Raw genomic sequence first — 9,175 nt, forward strand, 5'->3', positions numbered from 1 at the left:
GTGGGACACGGCGCGGCTGCTGGAAGCGGCGGGCCGGAGGGAGGAACTCATCGCCTGGCTGCGGACCCGCGCCGACGGCGGTGACGGCGATGCGCTGGGTGTGGCGGCCCGACTGTTGGAGGAGTCGGGCCGGGAGGAAGAGGCCATCACCTGGTACCAGCGCGCAGCCGACTCCGGCGACTACTTCGACGATCACGACGCCATGCGGCAGGCGGTGCGGCTGCTGAAGAAGGTGGGTGGGGAGGCGGAGGCGCTCGCCTGGTTGCGGACCCGCGCCGACGGAGGCGACCGCGATGCGCTGGACATGGCCACCCGACTGTTGCAGGCGGCGGGCCGCGAGGAAGAGGCCATCACCTGGTACCAGCACGCCGCCGCTGCCGGCGACATCTTCGCCCTGAGTGACGCGGTGCGGCTGCTGAAGGCGGCGGGCCGGGCGGAGGAGGCGCTCTCCTGGCTGCAGTCCCGCGCAGACGACGGTGACTTCTTTGCCCTGGGGGAAGTGGTCCGGCTACTGGAAGAGACCGACAGGATGCCGGAGGCGGCGGGCCGGGATGAGGTTTCCGCCTGGTTGCAGTCCCGCGCCGATGCCGGCGACCACCATGCGCTGGGAGCGGCGGCTCGGATGCTGGAGGCGGCGGGCCGGGCGGAGGAGGCGCTCGCCTGGCTGCAGTCCCGCGTCGATGCCGGCGACCACGATGCGCTGGGGGAAGTGGCACGAATAGTGAGGGCGACGGGCCGGGAGGAAGAGGCGATCACCTGGCATCAGCGCGCCGCCGGGGCGGGCGACCCCTTTGCCCTGGGGAAGGTGGTGGAGCTGTTGAGGGCGGCGGGCCGCGAGGAGGAGAGCGAAAGACTGCGACGGTTCGGGTGGGAGCCGGATGGCTCCATCGCGGAGCGTTGGGAGGTCCTGCCGGACGAGGCGTCCGGCGGAGAAGGCCGCGCGTGAGTGCGTAGGGTCTCAGGTCGAGGACCGTGGCGCCCGCCTCGGCCGCCCGCCGTCCATGACGCCGGAGCATTACGTCACGCCCGCGACCTGCTCACCCGCCCCGAGAACACCGTGACCTCGACCGCAAAGCTGCTCGGCATCTTCCGCAACACCATCTACAACACATGCCCGAGCTGAAACGTGGCCGCCAGGCACTTGCCGAAGCGACCACCACAGCTGACCCGCAACGAAATTGCCAGCAGGATCGGTGACACGGTTCTTACCGCCACCCCAACGCCCGCGCCCTGGCCGCCGTCGGCGACTTTCCCGGCGCCCGCCGGGCAGTGGACGACGTCCGCACCCGGGCCGAGCAGTTGGACGGCTCCGAGTCGGCGGACACTTGGTTCGGGTACCCGGCCCAGAAACACGCGGTCCACCCCTACAAGCTGCTCGGCGACACCCGCGCCGCGTACCGGACGCAGGACGAGGCCCTGGCCCTGACGTCCTCGCCGTCGGTGATCACCCGGGCGCTGGTCGCCATGGACACCGCCGCGTGCCTGCGGGGCGACGGGGATCCGGGCTCGGCCCGCGATGGCCGCCGCCGTCTGCGACCGGCTGCCGGCCGCATACCGGACCGGTCTGGTCTACTCCCGGGCCCAGCTGCTCCACCGGCTCCTGGACGGTGCCCCGCGGAGGCTGCTCGGTGACGCCCTCGCCTGAGCATGCTGCGAGACTGCGCTCGTGAGCATCATGCGCCGCCCTCGCGGGCCCGGACAGGCCCCCTTCTACTGCCACGAGGCGCGCGCGGTACGTGGTCGTGGAGCCGGTGGATCCCAGATCGGCGCGCTCGGCCTGGTTCTCGATGCCAGAGTGCTCTTCAACACGAGGTACATGGACGCCCCGTCACTCAGCTGCGCGAGGACGGATTCAATGTCCGCGACGAGGACGTGGCCCGCCTCTCTCCGTTCGTCCGCCACCACATCAACATGCTCGTCCGGTACTCCTTCCAACTCCCCGACCTGCCCAGGAGACCTGCGTCCGCTGCGTGAGCCAGCGCCACCGACGAGGATTGACGCCCGGCGCCGGCCCCCGGCGCTTGTCTCTTACCCCAGCCGCAAAGTAACGGTCGAGCTCGTTGTCAGTCGATGGCCTGGTAGAGCGTGGTCCAGAAGTCGTTCATGGCACGCGGCGAATCCGGGGTGGACAGTCCGACCTGGGTGAGCAGGACTCCGGTGAGCCGGTTGGTCCTGTCGGCGTAGACGGTGGTGCCGGTACCGCCGAACCAGCCGAACTGGCCGATGGGTGCGTAGTCGCCGCGATAGGTGCGCACCGCCATCCCGAAGCCCCAGCCGCCGTTCGCCCCCTGGCCGGACGACAGGTGGGCGACGTTGCTGAACATGGCGTCCCGGGCGGCAAGCTGCTGGGGCGAGAGGCGGTTGGTGGTCATCAGCTCAACGGCGGCCCGGGACAGGATCCGTTCACTCCCGTGCATCCCGTGGTTCAGCAGCATCTGGAAGTAGGCGTGGTAGTCGTCGGCGGTGGAGACCAGCCCGCCGCCGGCGCCTTGGAACGCGGGAGGCACGCTGGCCCTTCCCCCTGCCGCCTCGTCCCACACGACGAACTCGCCGGTCTGCAGGTCGGGCCCGTACAGGGGCGGGAGTCGGTCGGTCTTGTCGGCGGGCACGTGGAAGGCGGTGTCGTGCATTCCCAGCGGGTCGAGGATGCGTTCGCGCAGGAACGTCTCCAACGACTGTCCCGTGACCCTGGAGACAAGCACACCGACTACCTCGTTGCTGAGGTCGTACTGCCACCGCACTCCGGGCTGGTACTGCAGCGGCAGCTCGCCGAGGCGGCGCATCCACTCGTCCGGCTCCGGCGCCGGCCCGGATGCCACGCTGTAGTCGAGACGCTCGAAGGTCGCGGCCCTGATCGGGGAAGCCATCGACTCGAAGTCCACTCCAAGCCCGAACGTGGAGGTCAGCAGGTCCCGTACGGTGATCGGCCGCAGCGCCGGCACGGTGTCGTCCAGCGGTCCGTCGGGCCGCTTCAACACCTGCCGGTCGGCAAGTTCGGGCAGCCACTGATCCACCGGATCGTCCAGCCGCAGTCGACACTCGTCGAGCAGGACCATCGCCGCGGCCATCGTGACCGGTTTGGACGTGGACGCCATCCGGAAGATCGTGTCCCGGCGCATCGGCAAGCCACCGTCATGACGCATCGTCCCCATGGCTTCGACGTGCGTCTGGCCGCCGCGGCTGACCAGGGCGACAAGGCCGGGAATCTTCTTGGACTCGACATGCCGCGCCAGCACCTCGCGCAGTCGGTGCAGCCCTGCGTCGGAGAAGCCGCTGTTGCTTGTTCCCATGATGAATTTCCTGTTCACAGTGTTGGTTCCCAGGGCGGCCCTGGTGGCTGCCCGGCCCTTCGAGCGGCCATGTGAAGAGCCTGCAGCCTTGACCCAAGGTCAAGGTCAACCCCCTGTCGCGATCAAGGGGTGACCGGCACCGATCGCAGGCGTCCCGGTCCTCCTCCTCGGCGGCAGGGAGAGGTGGACCGGAACTGGTGCGCGCTATCCTCGCTCCGGTGCTCGTCCGGACTTCCCGGCCGACGCGGTTCGCGAGACCGCAGCCGCCCACGATCCGGAGGTGCGCCGACCCGATGGCAGACGGGCTCACGATCGGTCAGGCGGCGGCGTTCGTTGGTGTCACGATCAAGACCGTGCGGCACTATCACCGGCTCGGCCTGGTCGCCGAGCCGGAACGCGACGGTTCCGGCTACCGCCGATACCGATCGGGCGAGCTGTTCCGGCTGGTCCAGGTCCGGACCCTGGCTGCGGCCGGCGTGCCGCTGGCCGAGATCGGCGAACTGCTCGACGCCGATCCCAAGACGTTCGCCGCCACCCTGGACGGCGTCCATCACCAGCTCACCGAACGGATCGACGACCTGATCGCGCGCCGCGACAGGCTGCACCGTCTCGACCACGGCGACCGGGCCCTGCTGCCCGACCGGGCCTGCGCGGTCCTGGACCGACTCGCCGAACTCGGCTTCGGCCCCGACTACGTGGCCGGTCAACGGGAGGCTCTGGTACTGGCCCGGGCGCTGGTCCCGGAGATCTTCGACAGCTTCCTGACCCGGCTCGAACACTCGCTTGACGATCCCGAGTCCGTCGAGCTGACCAAGCGCGGTTGGGATGCGAGGGCCTGGGATCCGGACGACCCGCGGATCGAGGAGCTGGCGTCCGCCCTGGCCGACAAGCTACTGACCAACCGCGCGCTGCTCGCGATGCCGACCGGGTTTCGGAACCAGTCCGACGCCGCCTCCCGGTACGGAATGGTCAACCACCACCGGGAAGACCAATCACCGTCCATCGCCCGGTTGAACACGCTGGTCGAGGCGCACCTGCGCGCAGCCGGCATCGCCGTTCCGAGTCAGTGACGGCCGCCGTACCGGTTGCCCTGCGTGTTGCACCCAGAACGCCAAAGCTGCCACGAAGTGACAAGTAGCTCTCTGTAGCAAATCCGGGGTGGGCTTGTGCGGGTTTTCGATCTTTCCGGTCTTGAGGAGCCGCTCGGCGACGTTGGCCGGGTCACGAAGACCGGAGGGAGCGCGGAGTGCGGCAGGAGTGGGAGTCGGAGGACTTGATCGTTCGCGCTGTTGCTGGAGTTCTTCGGCTTCCGAAGAACTGCCGAGGAACACGGAACGGACTGGGGCGCCCCATACGTTGAGCAGGGCGGGGCCACGCCGTGCGCACCCGACGACACCGAAGGGATGGGGGGACGCGTGCCGCAACAGAGCCGCTCCGCGCGCCTGGCCGCGTCCGCGCTGACCCTCGTCGTCACCGTCCTCGCGCTGTTCGTCCCGGTGGCCGGGGCGCAGGGCATGCCCATGCCCGCCTACAGGCCGCTCGCCCACCACACGGTGGCGGGGCACGCCGGACAAGGGGCAGGACCGGACGACGTCCCGGCGCAGGTCGCGGTCACGCACCGACCTGACGCCCACATCCCGGGCCCGCAGCCTGCGGGTCCGGCGCGTACGGCCGTCGACACGGCCCCGCGCCGCGCCCTGGGCGGGCCCGACGCGCACCCCGCCACCGTACTCGCGCCACCGCGCAGGCCGGCCGAGTCCGCCGCCCCGCGCGGCCCGCCCCACCGATGAGCACGCAGACCGTCATCGACGCCTGACCCTTGTGACCCGGCGCACAGCGCGCGGGGCCGGTCACGCGTCCCTCCGTCCTGCCCTCATTGTGGAGTACGCATGTCTCGCGCACCCTTGTCCCGCCCACCCTTGTGGAGGGCGGTCGTCGCGCTGGCGGCCGTCGCGCTGTCCCTCTACATCGCCCTTACCCAATCCGCCCGCCTCGGCCTCGATCTGCGTGGCGGCACCCAGATCGTCCTGGAGACCCGGGACTCACCCACCGTCAAGGCCGATGCCGCATCCACCGACCGCGCTCTGGAGGTCCTCAGGCAGCGCGTCGACGCCCTGGGCGTCTCCGAACCCGGCATCGCCCGCTCCGGCGAGAAACGGATCATCGTCGAACTGCCCGGAGTGCAGGACCCAGGCAAGGCCGCCGAGGTCATCGGTCGCACCGCACAGCTCACGGTCCACCCGGTGACGGGGGCGACGGCCGACAAGGGCTCCGCGGAGCCCGGGGCCGACGGATCGCGCACCCTGCCCGACCCGGACCAGCCGGGCAACCACCTGAAGCTGGGCCCCACCGCCCTCACCGGCGAGGGGGTCAAGGACGCCGAGGCGGTCCTGGACCAGCAGTCGCTGGGCGGCTGGATGGTCTCCCTCGACTTCCGCAAGAGCGCGGGCGACACCTGGGCGAAGATCACCTCGGACGCGGCCTGCGCGCCTCAGGGCGCTCCGGAACGCCGCGTCGTCATCACCCTCGACAACAAGATCATCTCGGCGCCCGGCGTCAACGCGGACGTGGTGTGCGGGACCGGTATCACCGGCGGCTCCACGCAGATCAGCGGCGACTTCGGCCGGGCCGAGGCGCGCGACCTGGCGGCGCTCGTGAAGGGCGGCGCGCTGCCGGTGCCCCTCGACGTCGTGGAGCAGCGCACGGTCGGCCCGACGCTCGGCGCCGACGCAATCGAGGCGAGCACCAAGGCCGCGCTCATCGGCATCGCCCTGACCGCACTGTTCATCACCGTCGTCTACCGGCTCCTCGGCGCGCTCGCCGCCTTGGCCCTCGCGCTGTACGGCCTCATCTCGTACGCCGCTCTGGTGGCGCTCGGCGCGACGCTCACACTGCCGGGGCTCGCCGGGTTCGTCCTGGCGATCGGCATGGCGGTGGACGCGAACGTCCTGGTCTTCGAACGGGCCAGGGAGGAGTACCTGGGCGTCCGTTCCAAGGACTTGGCGAAGCCGGTGAAGACCGGCTTCGCGAAGGCATGGAGCGCGGTGATCGACTCGAACGTGACGACGCTGCTCGCCGCGGGATTGCTGTTCTTCTTCGCCACGGGCCCGGTCAAGGGCTTCGGGGTCACCCTGTGCATCGGCGTCCTGGCATCGATGCTCACGGCGCTCGTGATCACCCGCGCGCTCGCGGACTTCGCCGTCGCCCGCGGCTTCGTACGCAAGCGCCCCGGCCTGACGGGCATCGCCTCGACGGGCCGGGTCCGCACATGGCTGTCCCGCCGCAACCCGGACCTGGTCCGCCACCGTCGCCGCTGGCTCGGCGCGAGCGCACTCCTGGTGGCGGTGGCCGTCGCAGGAATCTTCATCCGCGGCCTGGACTTCGGCGTGGAGTTCACCGGCGGCCGCCTCGTCGAGTACAGCACCAGCAGGTCCGTCGACGCTGACACGGCCCGGAACGCCGTGTCCGACGCGGGGTTCCCGCGCGCGGTGGTGCAGGAGTCCGGCGACGGCGACATCACCGTACGCACGGAGAAGCTCACCGACGACGAACAGCAGCGCGTCAAGGCGGCCCTGGAGAAGCCCGGCGGAACCGTCACGGTGGAGCGTGACGAACAGATCGGCCCGAGCCTCGGCAGCGAACTGCGCCACAAGGCGCTCCTGGCCCTGGGCATCGCGGTGGCCGCCCAGCTGATCTACCTCAGCGTGCGGTTCCGTTGGACCCTGGCGGCTGCGGCAGTCTCTGCGATGGTCCACGACGTCCTCCTCGTGGTGGGCCTGTTCGCCTGGCTGGGCAGGCCGGTGGACAGCGTCTTCCTGGCGGCGCTGCTCACGGTGATCGGCTACTCCGTGAACGACACGGTGGTCGTCTTCGACCGCGTCCGCGAAGCACGCCGCCGAGACCCACGAGGCAACCTCGAGAAAACGGCCAACCACGCGGTGGTCCAGACACTCCCGCGCACGGTGAACACGGGCATGGGAGCCCTGTTCATCCTGACCGCACTGGCGGTACTGGGCGGCGACTCGCTGGCGGACTTCTCCGTGGCGCTGATCGCGGGCGTCCTGGTCGGCATCGCCTCGACCATCTTCACCGCGGTCCCGATCGCGATCGCCCTGGAACACCGAAACCCGCCACCACCACTGGCACCGGGCCGCCGCGCCGCGAAGGAAGTCCCTGACGGGTACAACCCGTTGGAGACGCGGAGGAAGAAGGAAAGGGGGACGGGGGCGGTCGTCTGAGCCCGCGAGGACGGTCCTGAGGCCGAGGGCAGCCTCCATCACACGCCGACCGGGCCTCCACGGAGCTCCGACAACCGCGGCCACGCTCCGTGGAGCCCCGGTCGGGAGAGGGACTGCTGAGCGCCCACTCACCCTCGCCGACGCCGACCTGCGGCGCCGAAGTCCGCTGGCAGATCGTCCTCCGGGTTCTGCCACCGGCCCGCCCCCAGCACCCAGATCTCCAGGCGCCGTAACGCGTCCTGCAGCGACACGAGCACGCATGAGCGCCGTGAGGGCGTACGCGGAGGAAGCGCCGCGCCCTGGCCTTGCGGTCGGGGCGCGGCGCTTGGGTGCCTCGTGGTGGTGTCTCAGGAGACAGCGGCCGCGCGAAGGATGTCGGCGTGGTCGAACGCCAGCCGCTCCGGCAGGTTGTCCAGGGGCCACCAGCGGGCGGTGCGGGCGTCGTCCCCGGCGCTGATCCGGGTGTCGGCGGGGACGACAACCGCGTACGCGACGGTGACGTACCGGCCACGCGGGTCGCGGTCGGGGGAGTCCCAGACGCCGATCGGGCGCAGCCTGTCAGCAGTGACGTGGACGCCGGTCTCTTCAGCCAGCTCCCGGGCCGCGGCCGCGAGGCTCGTCTCGCCGGGGTCGACGTGGCCGCCGGGCAGGGCCCAGGCGCCGTCGTGCGGTGGCCATCCGCGTTCGATCAGCAGCACGTCGCCGCGGGGCGTCAGGACCACCACGTCGGCGGTGTAGCGGATGGTCTCGAACATCTCGGTCTCGGTCTCGGTCATGTTCACCTCTCGGTTGGGTGGGCCAGTGGGCGGTGGTGTCGGTGACCACGAGGAATTGGTCGCTGCTGAGGTCCATGACGACCCGGGCGTCGGTGCCCTGGGCTCGCTGGGCGGCTGCGAATTCGTCGGCCGGCCAGCAGCCACACGAGCGCCTCCGGCGGGGAACTCCTCCAGGACGGTGCGGGCGTGCGCGGTGGTGGCGGCCATCAGGCACCGCCGCCGTTCACGCGCTCGTGGATGTCGATGAGCGTGGTGATGGCGTCGGGGTTGTCCGCCAGGCCGACCCATGTCCCGTGTGCAGTGAAGACAGGGACCTGGTCGCGGTCGGCGTCGAAGATGACGACGCAGTCGCCGTACCGGTCGAGCACCATGTCCCGAAGTCGCTTTGCCCGGTGGGTGGGTGGTGCGGAGGTCGGTACGGTGATTGGTCCGACGGTCGGTTCGGTGGTCGTCGGTCGCCCGGGGGCTTCGGGCGTACGGTGTCGCTCCCCGCCCACCGGACCGCGTAGATCATATTGTTTGCCGTTCGGGCAGCTTCCGTCCGAACGTAAGAAACGGGGACACCATGCGCATTCACCCAAGCCGTGCCGCGGCCCTAGCCACCGCCGTCGGGTTCGTCCTGGCACTGACCGGCTGCGGGGGCGGCGGCACGGACGGGGATCTCAAGGCGCCAACGGCCGGCACGGGCACGTCGGCGGCTTCCGGCACCCCGGCTGCTTCCGGTACGGCGTCGGCGACTCCGACGGCGGCCGGTCCGAGCGGCACCGGTGATCCGGCGGGCGGCGCCGGCCCGACGCCGACGGGCCCCGACGGCAACGGGAAGGCGACGGGCGGCACCTACGCGACCACCGAGGACGCCTATGCCTACACC

8 protein-coding genes and 2 pseudogenes are annotated in these 9,175 nt (G+C 70.8%); 7 read left to right on the plus strand and 3 right to left on the minus strand.

What is annotated here, in order from left to right; genetic code table 11:
- From ACWGE1_RS37860 to ACWGE1_RS37870, 3 genes and pseudogenes are all read left to right on the plus strand, one after another.
- Positions 1 to 946 (plus strand): hypothetical protein (locus ACWGE1_RS37860; protein ID WP_453425011.1); only part of this gene is annotated, 946 nt, incomplete at its 5' end.
- 570 nt (positions 947 to 1,516) lie between these two features.
- Positions 1,517 to 1,645, plus strand: coding sequence for a hypothetical protein (locus ACWGE1_RS37865; protein ID WP_453425012.1), 129 nt, complete (start codon positions 1,517 to 1,519; stop codon positions 1,643 to 1,645).
- Between the two features lie 114 nt (positions 1,646 to 1,759).
- Positions 1,760 to 1,975, plus strand: a pseudogene (locus tag ACWGE1_RS37870) (Tn3 family transposase); the annotation flags it as partial.
- An 88-nt stretch (positions 1,976 to 2,063) separates the two neighbouring features.
- Here ACWGE1_RS37870 and ACWGE1_RS37875 read toward each other — a convergent pair.
- Positions 2,064 to 3,290: a serine hydrolase domain-containing protein gene (locus ACWGE1_RS37875; RefSeq protein ID WP_453425013.1), complete on the minus strand. Its 1,227-nt coding sequence runs from the start codon at positions 3,288 to 3,290 to the stop codon at positions 2,064 to 2,066.
- 293 nt (positions 3,291 to 3,583) lie between these two features.
- On the opposite strand from ACWGE1_RS37875, the gene ACWGE1_RS37880 reads away from it, so the two are divergent.
- The 3 genes from ACWGE1_RS37880 (at position 3,584) to secD (ending at position 7,528) form a co-directional block, all read left to right on the plus strand.
- Complete coding sequence (locus tag ACWGE1_RS37880; RefSeq protein WP_453425014.1) at positions 3,584 to 4,360, plus strand: MerR family transcriptional regulator; 777 nt, start codon at positions 3,584 to 3,586, stop codon at positions 4,358 to 4,360.
- Positions 4,361 to 4,705: 345 nt separating this feature from the next.
- Positions 4,706 to 5,080, plus strand: coding sequence for a hypothetical protein (locus ACWGE1_RS37885; protein WP_453425015.1), 375 nt, complete (start codon positions 4,706 to 4,708; stop codon positions 5,078 to 5,080).
- A 99-nt stretch (positions 5,081 to 5,179) separates the two neighbouring features.
- On the plus strand, positions 5,180 to 7,528 hold the full coding sequence (gene secD, locus ACWGE1_RS37890; RefSeq protein WP_453425016.1) for a protein translocase subunit SecD: 2,349 nt from the start codon (positions 5,180 to 5,182) through the stop codon (positions 7,526 to 7,528).
- Between the two features lie 347 nt (positions 7,529 to 7,875).
- On the opposite strand, the gene ACWGE1_RS37895 is transcribed toward secD, so the two are convergent.
- Together ACWGE1_RS37895 and ACWGE1_RS37900 are read right to left on the minus strand one after the other, a co-directional pair.
- Positions 7,876 to 8,304: an NUDIX domain-containing protein gene (locus ACWGE1_RS37895; protein ID WP_453425017.1), complete on the minus strand. Its 429-nt coding sequence runs from the start codon at positions 8,302 to 8,304 to the stop codon at positions 7,876 to 7,878.
- A gap of 206 nt (positions 8,305 to 8,510) precedes the next feature.
- Positions 8,511 to 8,675, minus strand: a complete 165-nt coding sequence (locus ACWGE1_RS37900; RefSeq protein WP_453425018.1) for a hypothetical protein — start codon at positions 8,673 to 8,675, stop codon at positions 8,511 to 8,513.
- Between the two features lie 194 nt (positions 8,676 to 8,869).
- On the opposite strand from ACWGE1_RS37900, the pseudogene ACWGE1_RS37905 reads away from it, so the two are divergent.
- Positions 8,870 to 9,175 (plus strand): annotated as a pseudogene (locus ACWGE1_RS37905) (DUF4232 domain-containing protein); the annotation flags it as partial.

The organism is Streptomyces sp. NPDC054932 (assembly GCF_053610205.1).

Bases quoted from the DNA above. Each gene is read 5' to 3' on its own strand.
- ACWGE1_RS37865 (WP_453425012.1), top strand. From the start codon at position 1,517: ATGGCCGCCGCCGTCTGCGACCGGCTGCCGGCCGCATACCGGACCGGT.
- ACWGE1_RS37875 (WP_453425013.1), bottom strand. From the start codon at position 3,290: ATGGGAACAAGCAACAGCGGCTTCTCCGACGCAGGGCTGCACCGACTG.
- ACWGE1_RS37880 (WP_453425014.1), top strand. From the start codon at position 3,584: ATGGCAGACGGGCTCACGATCGGTCAGGCGGCGGCGTTCGTTGGTGTC.
- secD (WP_453425016.1), top strand. From the start codon at position 5,180: ATGTCTCGCGCACCCTTGTCCCGCCCACCCTTGTGGAGGGCGGTCGTC.
- ACWGE1_RS37895 (WP_453425017.1), bottom strand. From the start codon at position 8,304: ATGACCGAGACCGAGACCGAGATGTTCGAGACCATCCGCTACACCGCC.
- ACWGE1_RS37900 (WP_453425018.1), bottom strand. From the start codon at position 8,675: ATGGTGCTCGACCGGTACGGCGACTGCGTCGTCATCTTCGACGCCGAC.